We start from the raw sequence: 19,280 nt of genomic DNA on the forward strand, positions 1-19,280 counted from the left end.
CGGGTTCAGGACTTCTGCGCCATCGTCTTCAGCGCCTCGCCGGTGGACGACAAGGCGGTGTGCGAGCTCTGCGACAGGAAGCCCATCTTCAGCGACTCGGCGCTCATCTGCGTCAGCGCCGAGGGCTTGTCGCCGCCGTTGCCGATCTCGGTGCCCAGCGCCTCGAGCTTGCCGGCCTGCGCGTCGAGCGTCTGGCCCCAGGCCTCGGCCATGGCCTGGTACCAGGTGCCGTTGCTGGCGGCCTGCTTGCCGGCGGTGGGGGCGGTGGCCATCACGGACAGCGGGTTCACGGATTGCGACATGGAGGTCTCCTCGGTCAAACGGGTGGGAACAACGGGTCAGAACACGAGCGGCGTGCGCACGCCGTGGATTTCGAGCACCACCTGGCGCTCTTCGATGCCCGCGATGCGGTGCCCGGTGGGCAGCAGCGCGCCTTCGAAATACCGCGTGCCGTCGACGGTGACGACGTAGGGCGGGTCGCCCGGCACGATGGACGCCACGCGCTTGCCGGGGTCGTCGATCACCGGCACCGGGCCGGCCTGCACGGGCGTGGGGTCGTTGACGATCTCCAGCGCCGCCAGCCCCGCGACGTCGCGGCGCGCGCTGCTGCGCAGGTTGTCCAGCAGCAGCGGGTCGGCCACGTGCGTGCGTGCGCGCACCGCGCCCGGGCCCACGGCCTCGACCTGGGCCGCGACGCCGTGCACGCGGAACACGTCCTGCACCGCGTTCGCCACCAGCTCGTTGACCCACACCTGCCAGCGCGGCGCGATGCGTTCGGCGGCCAGCAGCTGCTCGGCGCGCGCGCGCTGTGCGGTGGTCTCCAGATAGCCGTCGACCCGCACGCCGCTGCCGTCGGCGCGCACCGACAGCCGCTGCAGGCCGGCGCCGTGCAGCACGGCCTCGGCGCGGCGGGCCTGCTGCTCGGGCGTGGGCGCGCTGGGCGCGGCGCTGTAGGCAAAGGCCAGCACGCCGATCGACACCGCGGCCAGCGCACCCCCGGCCGTGGCCAGGCGGCGCGGCCACGACGCGCTGCGCTGGGCAGCAGACGCTGCCTGCGCAGCGCCCGCCGCAGGCGACGCGGCCGGTGGCGCCGCGGCAGGGGCCGCGCCAGCATCGCCCTGCGCTGCGGCCACACGCACCACGCCCAGCCGCGTGCCGGCCAGCTGCAGCGGCGCCCCCAGCGCCAGCGTGTGCTGGCTGCCGGCGCCCAGGCTGCGGCCGTCCACGTCCACCGTGCCGTGCAGCACCTGCAGTTGCAGGCCGCCCGGCGTGGCGGTCAGCACGATGCGGCGGTCGTCCAGTCCGCGCAGCACCACGTCGCTGTCGAATCCGCCGCCCACGCTGACGGGCCGGCCTTCGGGCAGGGGGCTGCTGGCGCCTTGCTGGTCGCCGTCCAGCACCTGCAGTTCGTAATGTGTGCTCATGGCATCCACTCCGGCGGAAGCCCGGGCCCATCGCTGGGCGCGCCGGACGACGTGCTGGCAGGGTCCGATGCCGCGGCGGGCACGGCCGTGGTCGCGGCGCCGGGCGGCTGCGAGCGCCGCCCGGCCAGGCGCGGCTGGATCAGGAACAGCCGCTCCACGCGCGCGCTGGACGTGCCGCTGTTGCGGAACAGCGCGCCCAGCAGCGGGATGTCGCCCAGCCCCGGCACCTTGCTCTGGTCCTCGCTGTTCGATTCGCGCACGATGCCGCCAACGAGCAGGCTCTCGCCCTCGAAGATCAGCGCCTGCGTGTTGATGGCCGAGCGGTTCACCACCGGCAGCGTGTCGACGGTGCGCGCGCCCAGCGTGCCGTCCTCGATGCTCACCAGCATCTTGATCCGGACCTGGCCGTTGTCCTTGAAGACGTGCGGCGTCACGCGCAGCGTGGTGCCGGCGCTCACGTTGAACAGGTCCACGTCGTCGCGGCCGGCCACGCGCACGAAGAAGGTGCTGCTGTTGTCGAACACCGCCTCCACGTTCGACAGCGTCAGCACCTGCGGGCTGCTGACGACCTTCGCCGCGCCCTGCGTCTGCAGCGCGTTGATGCGTGCGATGAACTCGTTGGCACCGCCCAGCACGGCCGAGACGAAGCCGCCCTGGCCCACCGGCGTCACGTCCAGCGGCGTGTTGTTCGGCGACAGCGCCAGGTCCGAGCTGTCGCCGCGGCCGAACAGCAGCGAGCTGCCGCCGCGCGAATAGCGCCAGTTGATGCCCAGCTCGCGCAGGCGGTCGGTGTTGAGGTCGATGATCGTGGCTTCGATCTCCAGCGACTGCGGCTCCACGTCGAGCGCGGCGATCAGCTGTTCGTACTGCTCCAGCCGCTCGGGGGCGTCGCGCACCACCACCGCGTTCAGCCGCGCGTCCGCCTCCACGCGCACCTGGCTGGGGTCGGCGGCCACCACCAGCGGCGGCTGCGGCTGGCCGGGTGCGGTGCCGGCCTCGGTGCGCGCACCGGCCGCCGGCGGCGCGGCTGCCAGCACCGGCGCCGATGGCAGGTTGGCGTTGGCGCCGGGCAGCCCCAGCGTGCCCAGGTCGCGCGGATCACGCGCGCTGCGCTGGCCGCGGATGCCCGGCTGCGTGCCCGGCGCGGCGGTCTCGTAGGTGCTGATCGCGACCTGGCTCTTCGCGTTGCTGGTCATCAGCGCACGCACGATGGTGGCCACGCCGGGCAGCACGGCCTGCCGGCCGCCGAAGTTGATCGTGACGTCCTGCGCCCAGGCGTAGCGCAGGTAGAAGACCTTGAAGCCGGTGGGCGTGCCGGTGCGCTCGCTGACCAGCTGCGCGCGGGCGATCTCGTCGACCTGCTCGATGAAGCGGCGCGTGCCGCTGAGGATGAGCGTGCCTTCGCGGGTGCTGCGCAGCGTGTTGCGCGCGTCGGGCAGGCGCATCTCGGTCACCGTGCGCAGCACGCGCTGGCCGACGCTGGCGGGCAGCGGCAGCGTGCGCGTGGCCATGTCCGCGGGCGAGTACACGTACAGCACCGCGCCGTCGTAGTACTCCACCGCGTTGAAGGCGCGCGACACCGTGCGCCAGGTGCGTTCGGCCGGACCGGTGAAGCTGCCGTTGACCGCGCCCTTCAGCGACGGGCTCACGACCACCGGGATGTCGATGCGGCCGAACAGGTCCTGCAGGAAGGCGGCGATGGGCTGCTCGCGCGCGGTCAGCGGCACCTCGCGGTCGGCGAACGGGATCGGCATGGCCTGCAGCGCGCCGGCGGCGGCCAGCAGGCAGGCGGCGAGGGTGCAAGACAGCGCGCGCTTCATGCCGCCTCCAGCAGCTGCTGCGGCGGCAGCGCGACGCGCCCCACGGGGTCCAGGCGCAGGGTGGGCACGAGCTCGTGGTAGCTCAGGACGGGAGTGTCGAAACATGCGGCCTCGATCAACTTGCGCACATGGCGCCGGATGTCCACCGCGGTGACGATCGCAGCAGGGTGGTGGGTGGCGACGGCAGCCGCCAGCGTGTCGGCCAGCGCGCGCTGGCGCTGCGGGTCGAGCGCCAGCTGCTGCACGCCGCCGCTGACGCGCACCGACTGCCGCAGCAGTTCCTCCAGCGCGCTGTCGAGCAGCACGGCGCGCAGCGTGCCTTCGGGTGCCGCAGCGTGGCTGATCTGGCGCTTGAGCGCGATGCGCGCCAGCTCGGTGAGCGCGAAGACGTCCTTCTCGCGCTGCGCGGCGTCGGCCAGCGCTTCCAGGATGTCGCGCGCGTTGCGGATGCCGACCTCTTCCTCGACCATGCGGCGCAGGATCTCGGCCACGCGCTGCAGCGGCAGCGCGCGCAGCACTTCCTTCACCACGTCGGGCAGGTCGTTGCCGGCGCGGCCCAGGTAGGCGCTGGCCTCCTGCGTCCCGAAGAACAGCGCGAGGTGGCGGCGCAGCGCCTGCTGCACCTGCTCGGCGGTGGGCGACGGCTCGGGGCCGGCGGCGATGGGCACCTCGAAGGCCAGCAGCCGCCAGCCGGTCTGGCCGGCATCGCCGACCACATGCAGACGCGGCAGCGCCAGGCCCAGCCGCAGATGCAGCGCGTCGAGCACGCCTTCCAGGGCCGACACCAGCGGCGCCGCGGCGTCGCGCTGCAGCGCCATCGGCGACAGCGCCAGCACCAGCGGCAGCGTCGGCCGCGGCGGCGGCAGCGCGGTGGCCAGCTGCGCCGGCGCGGCGTCCAGCCGCCGCAGCAGCGTCTCGCGCGCCGGCCGCGTGAAGCGCTGCCAGCGGGCCTTCACCGGCGGCAGCAGCAGCAGCCCGGTGGCGCCGATCAGCAGGCCCATCGTGCCGAACACCCACCACGGGAACCCCGGTACCAGCGCCAGCAGCAGGCACAGCCCGCCGGCCACCACCAGCACACGCGGCTTGGCGCCGAGCTGGCGCGCGATGGCCTCGCCGAGGTGGCGGTCGCGGTCGTCGCTGGTGGCGCGCGTGACGATCAGGCCCGCGGCCATCGCCGACAGCAGCGCCGGGATCTGCGCCACCATGCCGTCGCCGATGGTCAGCAGCGAGTACTTCAGCATCGCGTCGGCCAGCGTCATGCCCTGCTGCATCACGCCGACGCCGAGGCCGCCGAGCAGGTTGATAACGATGATGACGATGCCGCAGATGGCGTCGCCCTTGACGAACTTCATCGCGCCGTCGAGGCTGCCGTGCAGCTTGCTTTCCTGCTCCAGCTCGCGGCGCTTGCGGCGCGCCTCGTCCTTGTCGATGAGGCCGCTGCGCAGGTCGGAGTCGATGCTGAGCTGCTTGCCCGGCATCGCGTCCAGCGAGAAGCGCGCCGAGACCTCGGCCACGCGCTCGGCGCCCTTGGCGATGACGATGAACTGGACCACCGTGATGATCAGGAACACCACCAGGCCCACCACGAGGTTGCCGCCGGCCACCAGGTGGCCGAAGGTGTCGATGATGTGGCCGGCGTGGCCATCGAGCAGGATCAGCTTGGTGGTGGCGATGCTCACCGCCAGCCGGAACAGCGTGGTGATCAGCAGCACGCTCGGGAACACCGAGAACTCCAGCGGCGTCGCCACGTACAGCGCCACCAGCAGCAGCAGCACGCCGATGACGATGTTGACGGCCACCAGGGTGTCGATCAGCAGCGGCGTCAGCGTCAGCACCATCGTGCCGACGACGATGCAGACGCCGGCCACCAGCAGCAGGTCGCTGTAGCGCGAGCCGCCGGCGGTGTCCGTCAGGGAAGGGGTGTGCATCGGGCTGCCTCGTGCGCCGCGTCGTCGGGGGGTGGGGCGGGCTGCCTAGGGCATGCCCGCCACGCTGCGCTGGCGGGCTGCGCTGCTGAGCGCGCGGTATTCGGCCAGCACCTGCTGCACGTAGCCCGGCGTCTCGCCGTTCTGCGGGATGCGCCGGCCGTGGCGTTCCACCGCGCCCTCGCCGGCGTTGTAGGCCGCCAGCACCAGCTGCAGCTGGTTGCCGAAGCGCCGCTGCAGCAGCTTCAGGTAGGTGGCGCTGACCTCGATGTTGGTGCGCACCTCGTGCAGTGCGGCGGGCCGTGCGACGCCGAAGCGCGCGCCGGTCGCCGGCATGACCTGCATCACGCCGCGCGCGCCGGCCGGCGACACCGCGGCCGGGTTGTGCCGCGACTCCACGTGGGCGATGGCGTGCAGCAGCAGCGGGTCGATGTCGTGGCGCCGCGCGGCGTCGTCGATGTGCGGGGCCAGTTGCAGCGCGCGGCTGGGGCGCTGCACGGTGCGCGCCGGTGCGGCGGCGGGCAGCGGCGGCGCCTCCGGCCACGGATGCAGCGCCGGCAGGGCGTGCACGGGCCGCGGCAGCGGCACCACGTGCGCCGTCGCCACGAGCCCGGGGTGGCCGAACAGCCGCAGGTGCGCCGACTCCGGAGGTTGCCCCGGTGCGGCGGCCGGCGCGCGGGGGCCCGCGGCAGTGGTGGCGCAGGCCTGCACTGCCATCGCGTAACGGGTTGTCTGTGCGGCACTCAGCTGTGCCCGGCACACGGCATCTGCCTGGACCTCGGCCTGCGCGGCCAGCAGACCCAGCGCCAGGACCACCCCACGTGTTCTCGCGGTCATCGCCACTCCCTGGTTGCTTTGCCCGCAGTGTTGGGGTCGGCCGCGACCCATTCGTGACATTGTTCACGTTTCATGTATCCAGGCGTTGCAGCGCCACGTACCGGCCCGCTAACTAACGACGCGCGTGTGCGGCGCGCGAAGTGATGATCCAGGACCCGAACCGCCCCCTAAGACGCAAGCAGTTACGAATGGCGCGCCACGCCTGTCATGGCCAGCCGCGACGATGCACACCCGACCACCAGGGATGGCGCAGCCATGTCACAAGACCAGGACAGCGGCGACAAGACCGAGCAGCCGACACCGAAGAAGCTGCAGGACGCCCGCAAGAAGGGCCAGGTCCCGAAGAGCAAGGACCTCACGAGCACCGTCACGCTGGCGGTGGGCGGCGTGCTGGCCCTGCTGGCCAGCGGCTACGCCGGCCGGCAGCTGGCGGCGCTGATGGACCTGGCGCTGCAGGTGGCCCACACGCCGTTCGTGCAGGCGGCGCCGGCATTGGCGCACCAGGCCCTGCTGACGCTGCTGGGCCTGAGCGCCGTGGTGCTGCTGCCGATGGCCGTGGTGGGCGTGTTCACCGAGTTCCTGCAGGCAGGCCCGGTGTTTGCGCTCGACCGCGTGCTGCCGAAGCTGGAGAACATGAACCCGGTGGAGGGCGTCAAGCGCATGTTCACGATGGACGCGCTGGTCGAGCTCCTGAAGGCGGTGCTGAAGAGCGCCACGCTGCTGGGCATCGCGTGGCTGGTGGTGGTGTCGCTGCTGCCGCAGCTGTCGCTGCTGCCGCAATCGGCACGGCCGGCGCTGCTGGGCAGTGCGCTGTGGGCGGCGGCCAAGCCGGTGCTGGTCTGGACGCTGGCGCTGTTCGCGCTGCTGGCGCTGCTGGACGCGGTCTACCAGCGCTGGAGCTTCACCAAGAAGATGCGCATGAGCCGGCGCGACATCCGCCAGGAGATGAAGGACGCCGAGGGCGACCCCTACGTGAAGCAGCAGCGCAAGCAGCAGCACGAGGAATGGTCGCAGCGCAACGCCACGGCCGCAGCGCGCAACGCCAACGTGCTGGTCGTGAACCCCACGCACGTGGCCATCGCCATCGACTACGACCGCACGACATGCCCCGTGCCCACCATCGCCGCGAAGGGTGAAGACCACGTGGCGCGCGCGATGCGCGAAGCCGCCGAGGACGCCGGCGTGCCGGTGCTGCGCAACGTGCCGCTGGCGCGCGACATGCTGGCGCGCGGCGAGGTCGGTGAACTGGTGCCGGCCGACCTGTTCGACGCCATCGCCGACATCGTGCTGTGGGCGCGCGAGGTGCGCGACGAGCTGGCCCACGGCACGCCGCCGCCGCACGGCCGGCCGCCGCCCGGGCTGGACCTGACGCGCTACCCCGACCGCCGCAACGCCATCAACGACGAGGATGCGCCATGAACGGCTCGCCGGAAGCGCCTTCGTTTGCGATGCAGCTGGGCGGGACGGCGCTGGCACTCGTCTTCGTGCTGGCGCTGGCCTGGTTCGCGCTGCGCGGGCTGAAGGCGCTGCAGCAGCGGGCCGCGGGCGGCGCTGCGGGCGATGCGCCCCAGGTGCTGCGCAGCACCGGCGTGGGCCCGCGCGAACGCCTGCTGGTGGTGCGCTACCGCGGGCGCGAGTACCTGCTGGGCGTGACCGCCGGGGCCATCAGCGCGCTCGACAGCTGGCCCGCGGGCACCGAGCCGCCGGGGGCCGAGCCGCGGCTGTGAAGGCGCGCGCCGCGCCTGCTGCTCCCCTTGCGGCCGACCCTAGCTATGGCACGCACCAGCTTCCGCGCGACAGGCCGCTCGCCTTCAATGCACCCCAAGCGCTGCACGGTGCGGCGCCAAGCGGTCGGCACCATCGACCGACTGAACAACCTTCTCAGGAGAGTGACATGAGCTTTCTCGGCGGCATCCTCGGCGGCGGCAACATCCTCGGCGCCATCCTCAACGTGGCCAGCATGGCCTTCCCGGCGCTGCAGATGGCGTCGTCGCTGTTCAACATGCTCGGCGGCGCGGTCGGCAACGCGATCAAGCAGGCCGTCGGCCAGCTGGCGCAGGAAGCCGGCCTGCCGAAGTTCCTGGCCGACGCGGTGAAGGGCCTGGTCGACAAGATCATCGGCGGCGGCCAGCAGGCCACCAACCCGGCGGCCGACAACGCGGCCCAGAACCAGTTCGGCGAGCAGATGCAGACCTTCATGGAGAACCTGGTCAAGCAGATCGTGCAGGACGTGAAGGACGCCAAGGGCGAAGAAGACGCCAAGGGCACGGGCAGCGGCGGCTGGCTGGTGGCGCTGGCCAAGGCCTTCGGCAAGATCGCCGACAAGGCCGCCAAGGAACTCGAAGCGGCCGGCAAGAACCTGACGAACGAGAATCCGTCGGAGATGATCGAGTACCAGGCCAAGTCGCAGGAGTTCAGCCAGATGATGAACACCTTCACCAACGCCATCAAGACGATCGGCGAAGCGCAGGCCAACACGGTGCGCAAGGGCTGATCCCGCACGGGGTCGTCGCGGCCGGCACGCCGGCCGCGGCAGCGAAGGGGGAGCGCAGGCGCTCCCCTTTCGTGCGTTCGGCGCCGACGTCGTCGTGCCGTTACATCACGAAGCGGACACCCGGCCACGGCAGCGGCACAGTGGCAGCCCTCGGAGCTAACACGCCAAGAAGCGCGCGCATGCAGCATCATCCTGTCTCCCTGGAACAGCGCCGCCGTGCGCTGCTGCGTCTGCTGGCCCTGGGCGCCGGCATGGGTGCCGGCGCCGGCCTGCTGGGCGGCTGCGGCGGTGGCGGCGCGGACAGCCCCGCCGCCCCGACACCGCCGTCGCCGCCCCCGCCGACCGGCCCCAGCGGCGCGCTGGTGTACCGCAACAGTACCGCCGTGGGCGTGTACAGCTTCGCCACCCGCAGCGAGCGCCAGTTCGACCCCGGCAGCCAACCCTTTCCCGACCCCGGCGTGTCGGCATCGGCGGCGGGGCTCGTCAGCACCGCGCGCGAAGGCGACGCCGGCAGCGACTTCAACCTCGGCTTCTTCCGCCTCGACGGCACGCTGGCCACCAGCTTCAGCGTCGCGCGCGACCTGGCCTTCCAGACCAGCGCCGTCGTCTTCAGCGCCGACGGCACACGCATCGCGTTCAGCGTCGACGAGCCCGCCTCGCCCAGCAACAGCACACGCATCGCCCGCACCGTGGTCGCCACCTGGCCGGCAGGCAGCATCCTGGCCGAGATCGACCTGCACGAAGACCCGGTATGGGCTGGCAACGAACTGCTGGTGCGCGACGCCGCCACGCTGCGGCTGCGCCGTTTCGACACCAACCTGGTGGACCAGGGCCTGCTGGGCACGGTGCAGGTGGGGCAGCAGTACGGCAGCTGCACGGCCTCGGCCGATGGCCGCTTCGTCGCCTGGCAGGACAACGCCAGCCCGCGCCGCATCCAGGCGCTGGACCGCAGCACCGGCGGCAGCTGGACCGCTGTGCAGGACGACGTCAGCGACACGCGCAGCCCGGTGTTCTCGCCCGACGCGCGCCACCTGGCGCTGCTGACGCGCGGCGTGTTCTTCGACGTGCCGCACGTGCTGCCGTTTGCAACCGGCAGCACGGTGACGGTGGACTCGGCGGTGCACGAACTCGGCGGCGCGCTGACAAACTGCGGCGGCCGCATCGGCTGGGCGCCCTGAGCGGCGCGCCCCGATGCCGCGGCGCTGCACGTCCGTGCGCTCCACGCGCCAGCGCGCTGTGCGGCGGGCCCTGCTGGCAGCGCTTCTCGGTGCTGCCGCGACCAGCCCCACCCGCGGCGCCGAGCCACCGGCCATCGCCGCCGTGCTGCTGCAGCCGCGCACCGCGCTCGGCGTCGGCGGCAGCGTGGCGCTGGCCTACAAGCCGCTGGTGCTGTTCGAGGGTGGCCGCTACAGCGCCGACCCCGCCACGGCGCTGGCACCCGCGCCGCGCCTGGCCGGGCGCTGGCAGCGCGACGGCAGCAGCTTCGTCTTCACGCCCGACGCCGGCTCCTCGTTCACCGTGCAGGCCAGGCTGCAGGCACGTGCCGCGCCCGCCGACGGCCGCTGGCAGGGCCGCTTCCGCAGCCTGGGCGGGGTCGGCGCGCCCGGGCAGGGCACGGCGGTGGTGGCCGTGGCGAAGACCCTGCACTTCAGCGCCGACGGCACGCTGCGCAGCGACAGCACGGCCGGCAGCAGCACCGATGCACCCGGCGCCCTCGCCACCAGCAGCCGCAGTTCGGCCGCCACGCGCTACACGCTGGCCGGCCACGTGCTGACGCTGGCCCTGCCCGACGGCAGCACGCGCACGCAGCTGTTCTACCGCTTCCCCGACAGCGACCGCGTCATCGGCGTCGGCGGCGGCACCTACAGCGCGCGCTGAACACGCGAGGCACCGGGCGCAAGACCCTGGAAAGTGCGCCCCAGGGCGCACCCTAGCTCGGGCACGACCGAGCGTGTCTTTCGCGGCCCGTGGTGGTGTCATGCGTCACCACCAACCACACGGGAGCAGCGCACATGACCACCACCACGTCCACCACCTTCGCCGCCGTCGTGGTGTGGGGCAGCACCAGCACGGCTGCGGGCTCCACCAGCGCCTCGAACCCGACGAACGCCAACACCACGATGGTCGGCGGCAAGGTGCAGTTCGAGAACGACAACTACCGCATCGCGATGGGCGACGACAACACGGTGCACGTGACGAACAAGAACACCGGCGAGACCTACCTCGCCTGGGGCGACCCGCACATGAACATCGACGGCAAGCACACCTTCGACTTCTGGGGCACCACGACGCTGGCGCTCGACGACGGCACCAAGGTCACGATCGAGACCACGCCCTGGGTGAAGGACCCCTCGATGACGCTGTCGAGCAAGGTCACCATCACCAACGGCGACTACGGCGTGCAGGTCTCGGGCATCGACACCAACCGCGTCGGCGACCTGAAGTTCGAGGAAGCCGAAGGCTGGGGCCGGCTCACCGACGCGCTCACCGCCGACGGCAACGTGCTGTACGAAAACACCCACGGCTCGGGCTTCGTGGGCATCGACCGCCAGGGCCGGCTGCGCCCGGTGGACCAGCAGTTCATCAACGAGACCGACCTGCAGAAGGGGGGTGCGCTGCAGGCCCGCTTCGGCGACATGTTCCAGGCCTTCGCGGGGCTGATGGCGGTCAGCTTCCTGGGCGGCTTCCTGTCGGCCCTGCGTGGCAACGGCGGCACGGGCAACGACCGCGACGTCACGCAGCCGGTGACGCCGCGCACGCCGCAGCTCGACGACGGCAGCGCCTTCCTGATGGTGCTGGGCCGCGGCAACGGCAACGTGTCGTGGTTCGTCGCCATGGGCGCGACCACGAACTGACCCCCACCCCTGCAGGCCCTGCGGGCCACGGAGCGCACACCATGGTCAACCCCCTCGGCGGTGGCGGCGGCGCCACCCAGGCAGCACAGACAGCGGCACAGACAGCGGCCCGCAGCACCGACGTGGCCGGCGACGCCGCCGACCTCGTCGACGGCGCACGCCAGCTGGGCGTGCTGAACACCGAACTGCTGGCGCGCGACCTGGCGCGCGTCGTCGCCCACGACCCGCCGCGTGCGGCGGCGCTGCTGGCCGAGATCCGGCCGCAGCTGTCGGTGGCCGACGCGCAGCAGCTGTCACGGCAGCTGGCCGAACTGGTCGACGCCGACCTCGCACGGCCGGCGGGCACGCCGGCCAGCACGCCCGACACCGACCTCACCGCGCAGAAGGCCAGCCTGGCGCTGGACCTGGTGCAGATCGGCCTGTCGATCGCCGGCATCTTCGAGCCCACGCCCTTCAGCGACGCGGCGGACGGCCTGATCTCGCTGTTCCGCGGCGACTGGCTGGGTGCCGGCATCAGCGCGGTGAGCATGGTCCCGTACCTGGGCGACGCGGCCAAGCTCGGCAAGCTCGGCAAGTTCGCCGAGACCGTGAGCAAGGCGGTGGACCTGGCGAAGGTGGACCCGGCGTTCGCCGCCGCCATCCGGCCCGCGCTGGACAACATCGCCAGCGCGCTGCGCGCGGTGCCGATGGACGCGCTGCCGGCCTCCGCGCGCGAGGCGCTGCAGTCGATGCAGCGCAAGATCGACGAGCTGGCCAGCGCCGCCACGCGCACGGTGTCGAGGAACGGCTACGACTACACGCTGGACGCGCAAGGCCGCGTCACCGACGTGCAGGGCACGCTGGTGCTCAACCGCAACAACGCGCGCGACGCGCGCGCCCAACGCGAAGCCGGCGGGGCCGACCGCCTGCCCACCGACCAGGGCGGGCACTACATCGCCCGCATCTTCGACGGCCCCGTCGACAGCTTCAACCACTTCGCGCAGAACGGCAACTTCAACATGGGCGCCTACCGCAGCCTCGAGCGGCAGTGGGACCGCCTGCTGCAGGACGGGCATGCGGTGCGCGTGCAGATCACGCCCCGCTACGATGGCGACTCGCTGCGGCCCGACCGGCTGACGGTGAAGTACTCGATCGACGGCGTGCCGCAAGACCCCATCACCTTCCGCAACCGCCCCGGAGGCCAGTGACATGACACCCGACCTGGAGAGCCTGTACCCGCGCATCGGCCAGCGCCTGCTCGACGTGGCCGGCGAGCCGTTCGCGCGCGGCTACGCGCGTGTCGAGATGGGCGACGATTTCGGCAGCGTGGGCCTGTTCATCGACCGCGGCGACGGCGGCTTCGCTTACCTCACCGACGACGACGGCGACCTGTTCGAACTGTTCGCCGCGCTGCGCGAGCGCTGCGTGGCGGCCGGCCTGGGCGCGTGGTCCACGGCCACGTTCGCGCTGCAGGGCAGCGGGCAGTTCAGCATCGAGTTCGGCCACGACGACATCTCCGACCTCGGCCAGGGCCCGCAGCGGCGCGCGGCCTGGGTGCGGCGCGTGCTCGGCGCCGAGGCACAGGTGCGCTGGGCCAACTGAGCTGCCGCGCGACGCGCGCTCGGGTCCACCCCAGCTGGGGCACGACCCATCTGACGCCGGCGGCCCCGGGCTCCTACGCTGCAGCCCAACAGCCCCGAGGAGCACCGCACCATGGTCGCCAGCGTCAGCAGCAACTCCCTCTCTTCCCTGTCCTCTGCCAGCCGGCCCGCGGCGGCCACGGCATCGGACAACGACGTGATCGTGCAACGCGGCGACACGCTGTCGCAGATCGCTGCCGAAGCCGGCGTGCCGCTGCGCGCGCTGCTCGACGCCAACCCGCAGATCACCAACCCGAACCGCATCTTCCCCGGCGACCGCATCCACCTGCCGGACCCGTCGGACGTGGCGGCGCCCGCGCCGGCGGTGAACGGCGGCGCCAACGGAGGCACGGGCGCCACGCAACTGTCGGCCGCGGGCGTGGACCTGATCAAGGGCTTCGAAGGCCTGCGCCTGGCCGCCTACCAGGACAGTGCCGGCGTCTGGACCATCGGCTACGGCCACACGGCCGGCGTGCAGCCGGGCGACCGCATCACCACGGCCGAGGCCGAGCAGCTGCTGCGCCAGGACACGGCCTGGGCGCAGCAGGCGGTGCGCGACCTCGTGCGGGTGCCGCTGTCGCAGGGCCAGTTCGACGCGCTGACCAGCTTCACCTTCAATCTGGGCGCCGGCGCGCTCGAGAGCTCGACGCTGCTGCGCAAGCTCAACGCCGGCGACACGGCCGGCGCGCAGGCCGAGTTCGGGCGCTGGATCCATGCCGACGGCCAGGTGCTGCCGGGGCTGGTGCGACGGCGTGCGGCGGAGGCCGCGCTGTTCGACCACACGCCGTTGGCCCCGGCCGTGCAACCCGATGCGCAGCCCACGCAGACCGCGGCCGACCTGACGGTGCGGCGCGGCGACACGCTGTGGGACCTGGCCCGCACGCACGGCGTCTCGCTGCAGGCGCTGGTGGCGGCGAACCCGCAGATCGCCGACCCGAACCTGATCCGCCCCGGCCAGACACTGCAGCTGCCGGGCGGCGCCGGCACGCAGGCTGCTGCACCGGTGGCCGGCACCACCGCGGCGCAGGGCCCCGACGATGCCGGCGGCGCCGCCGACATCGCGCGCCGGTTCATCGGCCGCAACGCGTCGGAGCTCAAGCGCAGCGGCGACCTGCCGATGGACCCCAGCGTGCCGTCGAACCTGTGCTGCGCCAACTTCGTCTCGGCGGTGCTGCAGCAGGCGGGCCTGCTGCCGGCCAGCGCCCACACCAACAGCGTCGATCGGCTCGACGACACGCTGCGTGCGCGCGGCTGGACTGCGGTCGACCCGCGCCAGGCGCGGCCCGGCGACGTGGTCATCATCCAGGGCAACGGCGTCTCGCACACCGTGATGGTGGAGAGCAACGACAACGGCCGCCTGCGGCTGATCGGCTCGAACAACATCAACGCCGACGGCTCGCAGCAGGTCAGCGTCGGCGGTGCCGCCTGGGCGCTGCGCAACGGCGGCGTGATCCTGACGCCGCCCACCGTGCAGTGAGGGGCGTGCCATGATGTTCGCTGCCATGGACCTGCCCGCTTCCTCCCCCGTGGCGGCACCGCCCGCGCTGGTGGCGGCCGCACAGCGCGCGGCCGCTGCCGCGCTGCAGCGCCCGCTGCGGCTGGACGTGCAGACGGCCCGCGCCAGCGGCGCCTGGGGCTTCGTGCTCGGCACGCTGCAGGCGCCCGACGGCGGCGCCTTCGACTACCGCGGCACGGTGTTCGAGGAAGCAGCGCGCGAAGGCTACCTGTCGCGGCTGTACGCGGTGCTGCTGCGGCGCAGCGGCAGCGGCGTGTGGCAGGTGGTGACCTCGCGTGTCGGCCCCACCGACCTGGCCTGGTCCGACTGGGCGGCGCGCCACCAGGCACCGGCGGCGCTGTTCGACACCACGCGCTGAACCGCGGCACGGAACGGCTGGCTTGAAAGGCCAGCCTGCGGCCTCATGTGCGGGCGATGGACAGCCCCAAACTCCACCTCGCCTGCCCGCACTGCGGTGCCACCAACCGCCTGCCGGCCGCGCGCATCGACGACGCGCCGGTGTGCGGGCGCTGCAGCCAGCCGCTGCTGGCCGGCCAGCCGCTGGAGCTGGGCGACGCCGACTTCGACGCCGTCGTGCAGGCCAGCGCCCAGCCGCTGCTGGTGGATTTCTGGGCCCCCTGGTGCGGCCCCTGCAACGCGATGGCGCCGGCGTTCAAGCAGGCGGCGAAGGCCTTGCAGGGCCAGGTGCTGCTGGTGAAGGTCAACAGCGACGACAACCCGCAGCTGTCGGCGCGCTTCGGCATCCGCAGCATCCCGACGCTGGTGCGCATCGAGCAGGGCCGCGAGACGGCACGCCAGTCGGGCGCGCTGCCGGCGCAGGCCATCGTGGCGCTGGCCACGCGCTGAGGCGCCGTTGAAGCCCCGGTAACGCTCAGGCCGCCGAGGGCGCGGCCGCCGCCAGGCGCCGCTGCGCGAAACCGACGAACCAGTCCACGCAGTCGGCGTTGGCCATCGCGTCGCGGTTGAGCACCTGCGCCGGGTCAGCGCCCAGCAGCAGCTTCTTCACCGGCAGCTCCATCTTCTTGCCCGACAGCGTGCGCGGAATCGCCGGCACCTGGTGGATGCTGCTGGGCACGTGGCGCGGCGACAGGCCGGCCTTGATGGCGTCGCGCAGGCGCCTGTCCAGCGCCGCGTCGAGCACCAGCCCCGGCCGCAGCACCACGAACAGCGGCATGTCGCTCTCGCGGCCCAGGTACTCCAGGTCCACCACCAGGCTGTCGAGCACTTCGGGCTGGTCTTCCACGGCGCGGTACAGCTCGGCCGTGCCCATGCGGATGCCGTGGCGGTTGATGGTGGCGTCGCTGCGGCCGTAGATGATCGCGCCGCTGGAACCGGACTCCGGATGGGGCGTGATGCGGATCCAGTCGCCGTGGCGCCAGACGCCGGGGAACATGTCGAAGTAGCTCTCGGTGTAGCGCTGGTGGTCCGTGTCGCCCCAGAAGTACAGCGGCATCGACGGCATCGGCTGCACGCAGACCAGCTCGCCCACGGCGTCCAGCAGCGGCTGGCCGTCCTCGCTCCAGGCCTCGACCTGCGCGCCCAGGCAGCGGCACTGCATCTCGCCCTTGGTCACCGGCAGTTCGCGGTTGCCGGCGACGAAGGCACCGGCGAAGTCGGTGCCGCCGCTGATGGGGTTGAGCCAGATGGGCTGACCGTCGACCTGCGGGCAGTGGTCCCAGATCCACTGGTAACAGGCGTCCGACAGCGGGCTGCCGGTGGAACCGATGGCGCGCAGGTGGCCGAGGTCGGCTTCCTGCATCGGCTGCACGCCGGCCTTCAGGCAGCTGGCGAAAAACGCCGCGCCGGCGCCGAAGAAGCTGCAGCGCGCCGCACCCGCAAAGCGCCACAGCGTGCCCCAGTCGGGCTGGCCGGTGCGCGGGTTCGGGCCGCCGGGGTTGCCGTCGTACACGCACACCGTGGTGCCGCCCAGCAGCGCGGCGAGCTGCGCGTTCCACATGATCCAGCCGGTGCTGCTGTACCAGTGGAAGCGGTCGTCGGGGCCGATGTCGTTGTGCAGGCTGCCCTTCAGGAACTCGAGCACGATGCCGCCGTGGCCGTGCACGATGGGCTTGGGCAGGCCGGTGGTGCCGCTGGAGTAGACGATCCACAGCGGGTGGTCGAAGGGCAGCCAGGCGGGTGCAGATGCGGGATCGGCGGCATCGCCGTTGTCTGCCGCCGTGAGCCGCGCGTAGTCGTGGGCCTGCCGCTGCGGCGTCGCGAACTCGGCGGCACGCGCCGCGGGGTCCAGGTCGGCCAGCAGCACCAGGTGCTGCACCGACGGCAGGCCCGCGAGCAGCGCGCGCAGCACCGGCCGGCGGTCGTGCGCCACGCCGCCGTAGACCTGGCCGTCCACCGCGATCAGCACCTTCGGCGCGATCTGCCGGAAGCGGTCCAGCACCGCCACCGGACCCATGTCGGGGCTGCACACCGACCAGACCGCCCCGACGCTGGCGCAGGCCAGGAACGCGACGATGGTGTGCGGCGTGTTGGGCAGGTAGGCCGAGACGCGGTCGCCCGGCACCACGCCCATGCCGCGCAGCGCGGCGGCCAGGCGCGCCACCTGCCGCTGCAGCGCGGGCCAGGACATCTCCTGCGGCGGCGTGCCGGCAGCGGCCATGCGCTCGTTCTGGAAGACGATGGCCGGCCGCCCCGCGGCGTGCGCGGCCGCGGCGTGCCGGAACACCTGCTGCGCGAAGTTGACCTGGGCACCCGGAAACCACTGCGCACCCGGCATCACCGGCGCCACCAGCTCGGTGCTGTACGGCGTGGGCGACTGCAGGTCGAAGTACTGCCAGATGCTGCGCCAGAAGCCGCGCAGGTCGCGCACGCTCCACTGCCACAGCGCCTCGTAGCTGTCGAAGCGCAGGCCCTGCGTCTGGTCCAGCCACTGCCGGTACAGCGTCATGCGGGGGATGGGCTGGGTCGCCATGCTGCGGCCTTGTCTCGGGCGTTGGTGTGCCGCGATGCTAGCGGCAGCGGGCCGGGCTGCTCAGCCCGCGTCCACCGACACCGTGCGCCACCAGTCGCTGGCGAAGGGGTGGCGGCGGTGGCCCTGCACGTGGGCGTGCATCAGGTCGTTGGCGTAGGGGTGGGCGTGCGCGATGTAGGGCACGTAGGCCAGCATCAGCCGTGTGGCCTGGTGCATCAGCGCCAGGCGCTCGGGGCCGTCGGGCAGCACCCGCTGGCGTTCGTAGAGCCGGTCGAAGGCCGCCAGGCGGAAGCGGGCGTCGTTGCTCTGCTCGGCATTGGGGCCGTAGGCGAGGCCGAGGTAGAAGTCGCCGTCGGGGTTGCCGGCGCCCCAGCTGAAGCCCCACATCATCAGCTGGCCGGCCAGCGAGCGCTGGATCAGCGCGCTGAACGGCGCCACCTCGAACTGCATGCGCAGGCCCACCGCGCGCATGCGCTTGGCCCAGAGCTCGCTCTGCTGGCGCGAGCGCTGGTCGGGCGGGAAGGCACGGCGCAGCAGCAGCGGGCTGCCGTCGGGGCGCTCGCGCCAGCCGTCGCCGTTGCGGTCGACGAAGCCGTGCAGGTCGAGCAGCGCACGCGCACGCACGGCGCTGGCCTCGCCCATCTCGCTGCGCAGCGCCGGCTCGAAGCCGTAGCAGTGCGGCGCGATCATCGCCTGCGCCGGCTCGGCCTGGCCCTGCAGCACGAGGCGGATCTCCTCGCGGCTGTCGAAGGCCAGCGCGATGGCCCGGCGCAGCGCCACCTGCTGCGGGCTGTTGCCGCCCACCGTGGCGTCCTCGCAGTTGAAGAAGGTGTGCGTGGTCGTGGCCTGCAGCGTGCGGTGCAGCTGCACGCCGCGCTTGGCGAGGTAGGGCGCCAGCTGGCCGCCCGGCAGTGCCACCGAGGCCAGGTCGGGCGGCAGGGGCGTGATGAGGTCGTGCTCGCCGTTCAGGAAAGCCAGCCAGCGCGGCTGCGACTCCTCGATGATGCTGACCTCGATGCGGTCCAGCAGCGGCAGCCGCTGGCCGCGCAGCCGCGCTGCCTCGGCCTGGGCGTCGGCGTCGTCCGCGGGTGCGTCGGAGCGGTAGATCTGTTCGCGGAAGCGCGGGTTGCGCTCGAGCACGATGCGCGACGCGCGCCGCCACTGCGCCAGCCGGAACGGGCCCGTGCCCACCGGGTGCGCCAGCAGGTCGTCGGCGTAGGCCTGCACCACCTCGCGCGCCACCGCGCCGGTGAACTGCGTCGTGGCCCACAGCGCCAGGAAGCGCGGCGCCGGCTCGGCCAGCCGCACCTCGAAGCGGTGGCGGTCGAGCACGCGCAGGCCCTCGACCTCGGTGTCGTACGGGAACGGCGTGCGCTCGCGCAGCGCGCGCCGGCGCAGTTCCGACAGGCCCAGGATCTTCGCGTTCTCGAACTGGTAGAGGTGCTCGGTGCGCAGCGCGGGGTCGTAGAAGCGCTTGACGCTGTAGACGTAGTCGGCCGCCACCAGCTCGCGCGGGCGGCCGCCGAAGGCCGGGTCGTCGGCGAAGAAGATGCCGGGGCGGATGGTGAAGACGAAGTGGCGGAAGTCGGCCGACACCTCGGGCATCGCGGCCGCCGTCAGCGGCACCAGCTTCGCCGGCCGCGCGAGGTGCTCGTAGGCCAGCGGCGACTCGAAGATGTGCGCCACCACGCGCAGCGAGACCTGGTCCGACGCCACCAGCGGATCGAAGCCGGTCTCGGGGATGTTGAAGGCCACGCGCAGCGTGCGAGGCACCGCCGTGGCGCGGGAAGGCGGCACGGCGGCGGCAAGGCCTGCGACGCCGGCCGCCTGCAACAGCGCGCGGCGCTGCACTGCCATGACC

18 protein-coding genes are annotated in these 19,280 nt (G+C 72.7%); 11 read left to right on the plus strand and 7 right to left on the minus strand.

Going from position 1 to position 19,280, the window contains the following annotated elements; translation table 11 throughout:
• Positions 1 to 5 precede the first annotated feature (5 nt).
• Genes ACPOLB_RS15170 through ACPOLB_RS15190 form a run of 5 tightly spaced genes read right to left on the minus strand, consistent with a single transcriptional unit; the run spans position 6 to position 6,006 of the window.
• Positions 6 to 302: a hypothetical protein gene (locus ACPOLB_RS15170; protein ID WP_425256837.1), complete on the minus strand. Its 297-nt coding sequence runs from the start codon at positions 300 to 302 to the stop codon at positions 6 to 8.
• 36 nt (positions 303 to 338) lie between these two features.
• Positions 339 to 1,424, minus strand: coding sequence for a SctD/MshK family protein (locus ACPOLB_RS15175; protein WP_425256838.1), 1,086 nt, complete (start codon positions 1,422 to 1,424; stop codon positions 339 to 341).
• Positions 1,421 to 3,244, minus strand: coding sequence for a type III secretion system outer membrane ring subunit SctC (gene sctC, locus ACPOLB_RS15180; RefSeq protein WP_425256839.1), 1,824 nt, complete (start codon positions 3,242 to 3,244; stop codon positions 1,421 to 1,423). The genes ACPOLB_RS15175 and sctC overlap by 4 nt, the downstream gene beginning before the upstream one ends.
• Entirely contained in the window at positions 3,241 to 5,172 is a 1,932-nt protein-coding gene (locus ACPOLB_RS15185) for an FHIPEP family type III secretion protein (protein ID WP_425256840.1), read from the minus strand. The genes sctC and ACPOLB_RS15185 overlap by 4 nt, the downstream gene beginning before the upstream one ends.
• A gap of 45 nt (positions 5,173 to 5,217) precedes the next feature.
• Positions 5,218 to 6,006 carry a lytic transglycosylase domain-containing protein gene (locus ACPOLB_RS15190; RefSeq protein ID WP_425256841.1) on the minus strand — a complete coding sequence of 263 codons (789 nt, stop codon included), beginning with the start codon at positions 6,004 to 6,006 and terminating at the stop codon, positions 5,218 to 5,220.
• 255 nt (positions 6,007 to 6,261) lie between these two features.
• Between ACPOLB_RS15190 and sctU the strand changes: the two genes are divergently transcribed.
• The 11 genes from sctU (at position 6,262) to trxC (ending at position 15,336) form a co-directional block, all read left to right on the plus strand.
• Positions 6,262 to 7,425: a type III secretion system export apparatus subunit SctU gene (sctU, locus tag ACPOLB_RS15195; protein ID WP_425256842.1), complete on the plus strand. Its 1,164-nt coding sequence runs from the start codon at positions 6,262 to 6,264 to the stop codon at positions 7,423 to 7,425.
• On the plus strand, positions 7,422 to 7,733 hold the full coding sequence (locus tag ACPOLB_RS15200; RefSeq protein ID WP_425256843.1) for a FliO/MopB family protein: 312 nt from the start codon (positions 7,422 to 7,424) through the stop codon (positions 7,731 to 7,733). Before sctU ends, ACPOLB_RS15200 begins: the two co-directional genes overlap by 4 nt.
• A 167-nt stretch (positions 7,734 to 7,900) precedes the next feature.
• Positions 7,901 to 8,500 (plus strand): EscF/YscF/HrpA family type III secretion system needle major subunit, encoded by a 600-nt coding sequence (locus ACPOLB_RS15205; RefSeq protein ID WP_425256844.1) that lies wholly within the window; start codon positions 7,901 to 7,903, stop codon positions 8,498 to 8,500.
• 179 nt (positions 8,501 to 8,679) lie between these two features.
• Positions 8,680 to 9,678 carry a hypothetical protein gene (locus tag ACPOLB_RS15210; protein ID WP_425256845.1) on the plus strand — a complete coding sequence of 333 codons (999 nt, stop codon included), beginning with the start codon at positions 8,680 to 8,682 and terminating at the stop codon, positions 9,676 to 9,678.
• Positions 9,679 to 9,691: 13 nt separating this feature from the next.
• Entirely contained in the window at positions 9,692 to 10,378 is a 687-nt protein-coding gene (locus ACPOLB_RS15215) for a hypothetical protein (protein WP_425256846.1), read from the plus strand.
• Between the two features lie 134 nt (positions 10,379 to 10,512).
• Complete coding sequence (locus ACPOLB_RS15220; protein ID WP_425256847.1) at positions 10,513 to 11,355, plus strand: DUF1521 domain-containing protein; 843 nt, start codon at positions 10,513 to 10,515, stop codon at positions 11,353 to 11,355.
• 41 nt (positions 11,356 to 11,396) lie between these two features.
• Positions 11,397 to 12,542, plus strand: coding sequence for a DNA/RNA non-specific endonuclease (locus tag ACPOLB_RS15225; RefSeq protein ID WP_425256848.1), 1,146 nt, complete (start codon positions 11,397 to 11,399; stop codon positions 12,540 to 12,542).
• 1 nt (position 12,543) lies between these two features.
• Positions 12,544 to 12,936 (plus strand): immunity protein YezG family protein, encoded by a 393-nt coding sequence (locus tag ACPOLB_RS15230; protein WP_425256849.1) that lies wholly within the window; start codon positions 12,544 to 12,546, stop codon positions 12,934 to 12,936.
• 111 nt (positions 12,937 to 13,047) lie between these two features.
• Entirely contained in the window at positions 13,048 to 14,451 is a 1,404-nt protein-coding gene (locus tag ACPOLB_RS15235; RefSeq protein ID WP_425256850.1) for a glycoside hydrolase family protein, read from the plus strand.
• A gap of 10 nt (positions 14,452 to 14,461) precedes the next feature.
• On the plus strand, positions 14,462 to 14,848 hold the full coding sequence (locus ACPOLB_RS15240; RefSeq protein ID WP_425256851.1) for a hypothetical protein: 387 nt from the start codon (positions 14,462 to 14,464) through the stop codon (positions 14,846 to 14,848).
• 56 nt (positions 14,849 to 14,904) lie between these two features.
• Positions 14,905 to 15,336, plus strand: a complete 432-nt coding sequence (gene trxC / locus ACPOLB_RS15245; RefSeq protein WP_425256852.1) for a thioredoxin TrxC — start codon at positions 14,905 to 14,907, stop codon at positions 15,334 to 15,336.
• A gap of 25 nt (positions 15,337 to 15,361) precedes the next feature.
• Here trxC and ACPOLB_RS15250 read toward each other — a convergent pair whose 3' ends face one another.
• Both ACPOLB_RS15250 and ACPOLB_RS15255 read right to left on the minus strand, forming a co-directional pair.
• Complete coding sequence (locus ACPOLB_RS15250) at positions 15,362 to 17,419, minus strand: acetoacetate--CoA ligase (protein ID WP_425256854.1); 2,058 nt, start codon at positions 17,417 to 17,419, stop codon at positions 15,362 to 15,364.
• Positions 17,420 to 17,479: 60 nt separating this feature from the next.
• Positions 17,480 to 19,276, minus strand: a complete 1,797-nt coding sequence (locus ACPOLB_RS15255) for an ABC transporter substrate-binding protein (RefSeq protein ID WP_425256856.1) — start codon at positions 19,274 to 19,276, stop codon at positions 17,480 to 17,482.
• Positions 19,277 to 19,280 lie beyond the last annotated feature (4 nt).

The sequence above is a fragment of the Rubrivivax soli genome, from assembly GCF_049810355.1.
In the GTDB taxonomy this organism is placed as follows: domain Bacteria; phylum Pseudomonadota; class Gammaproteobacteria; order Burkholderiales; family Burkholderiaceae_C; genus Rubrivivax.

Coding starts and splice junctions, on each gene's coding strand:
- ACPOLB_RS15170 (WP_425256837.1), bottom strand. CDS start 302: ATGTCGCAATCCGTGAACCCGCTGTCCGTGATGGCCACCGCCCCCACC.
- ACPOLB_RS15210 (WP_425256845.1), top strand. CDS start 8,680: ATGCAGCATCATCCTGTCTCCCTGGAACAGCGCCGCCGTGCGCTGCTG.
- ACPOLB_RS15235 (WP_425256850.1), top strand. CDS start 13,048: ATGGTCGCCAGCGTCAGCAGCAACTCCCTCTCTTCCCTGTCCTCTGCC.
- ACPOLB_RS15230 (WP_425256849.1), top strand. CDS start 12,544: ATGACACCCGACCTGGAGAGCCTGTACCCGCGCATCGGCCAGCGCCTG.
- ACPOLB_RS15225 (WP_425256848.1), top strand. CDS start 11,397: ATGGTCAACCCCCTCGGCGGTGGCGGCGGCGCCACCCAGGCAGCACAG.
- ACPOLB_RS15185 (WP_425256840.1), bottom strand. CDS start 5,172: ATGCACACCCCTTCCCTGACGGACACCGCCGGCGGCTCGCGCTACAGC.
- trxC (WP_425256852.1), top strand. CDS start 14,905: ATGGACAGCCCCAAACTCCACCTCGCCTGCCCGCACTGCGGTGCCACC.
- ACPOLB_RS15250 (WP_425256854.1), bottom strand. CDS start 17,419: ATGGCGACCCAGCCCATCCCCCGCATGACGCTGTACCGGCAGTGGCTG.
- ACPOLB_RS15205 (WP_425256844.1), top strand. CDS start 7,901: ATGAGCTTTCTCGGCGGCATCCTCGGCGGCGGCAACATCCTCGGCGCC.
- ACPOLB_RS15220 (WP_425256847.1), top strand. CDS start 10,513: ATGACCACCACCACGTCCACCACCTTCGCCGCCGTCGTGGTGTGGGGC.
- ACPOLB_RS15175 (WP_425256838.1), bottom strand. CDS start 1,424: ATGAGCACACATTACGAACTGCAGGTGCTGGACGGCGACCAGCAAGGC.
- ACPOLB_RS15190 (WP_425256841.1), bottom strand. CDS start 6,006: ATGACCGCGAGAACACGTGGGGTGGTCCTGGCGCTGGGTCTGCTGGCC.
- sctU (WP_425256842.1), top strand. CDS start 6,262: ATGTCACAAGACCAGGACAGCGGCGACAAGACCGAGCAGCCGACACCG.
- ACPOLB_RS15255 (WP_425256856.1), bottom strand. CDS start 19,276: ATGGCAGTGCAGCGCCGCGCGCTGTTGCAGGCGGCCGGCGTCGCAGGC.
- ACPOLB_RS15215 (WP_425256846.1), top strand. CDS start 9,692: ATGCCGCGGCGCTGCACGTCCGTGCGCTCCACGCGCCAGCGCGCTGTG.
- ACPOLB_RS15240 (WP_425256851.1), top strand. CDS start 14,462: ATGATGTTCGCTGCCATGGACCTGCCCGCTTCCTCCCCCGTGGCGGCA.
- sctC (WP_425256839.1), bottom strand. CDS start 3,244: ATGAAGCGCGCGCTGTCTTGCACCCTCGCCGCCTGCCTGCTGGCCGCC.
- ACPOLB_RS15200 (WP_425256843.1), top strand. CDS start 7,422: ATGAACGGCTCGCCGGAAGCGCCTTCGTTTGCGATGCAGCTGGGCGGG.